The following is an 852-nucleotide window of genomic DNA, read 5'->3' on the forward strand; positions in this document are numbered from 1 at the left end:
CGGCCGCTGTATTCCAAAGTGATGAAATCCTGCGAATGAATGAGTATTCGTTAGATAAATCCTTAATACTGAGGGACGAGGAACGAGAGTGCAGGAGTTGCTTGTAGAGGCTCCTTTTTTATTTCCGTTGAAGTTACGGGCAGTTTTGTTCAATTAGTTACTGATTTAAGGAAAACAAAAAATATGCTAATATATCTTAATGTCTACTTTGAGACGAGGTGATGGAGATGGGAATTGATGAACCCATAAATGTAGTTCCATACAATGAACAATGGACGGTTTTATTTGAGAATGAGAAATCAATTCTTTCAATTATTTTTAAAGAAACTGCTTTGGAAATTCAGCATTTTGGTAGCACATCAGTTCCAGGGATGTTAGCTAAACCAATTATTGATATATTAATTGGTGTCAGAACACTTGAACTTGATAGTTCTACAACTGTTTCATTAGAACAAATTGGTTATGAGGGTTTCGGTGAAGCTGGAGTAAAGGGAAGACTGTATTTCCGAAAACGAAAGGAACATGCATATAATCTTGCCATCGTTGTATGGAATGGTGAACAATGGGTTAACAACATTCTAATTCGGAATTACCTAAGAGAGAATCCAGACATAGCTAAACAATATTCAGATCGGAAACTGAGTTCACTTAATAAAGGAATTACAACACTTCTTGCCTATTCTGATGAAAAAGCTGATTACGTACACAGCTTGCTGGAACGAGCAAGGCAAAGGGATGGAAAATAGATACAATTAAAGGGATTAATTAAAATGATTATATAAAACGCAATTAAGATTATAACCTAACGAGCAGTCGATCAATCGTCTTCAATGGAAGCTTATTGATTCGCTG

General features: G+C 35.8%; 1 protein-coding gene. It reads left to right on the forward strand.

Annotated features, from left to right (window positions below; all coding sequences use genetic code 11):
• The first annotated feature begins 227 nt into the window (after positions 1-227).
• Positions 228-746: a GrpB family protein gene (locus tag BK127_RS42235; protein ID WP_076238590.1), complete on the forward strand. Its 519-nt coding sequence runs from the start codon at positions 228-230 to the stop codon at positions 744-746.
• Positions 747-852 lie beyond the last annotated feature (106 nt).

It is taken from the genome of Paenibacillus sp. FSL H7-0331 (assembly GCF_001956045.1).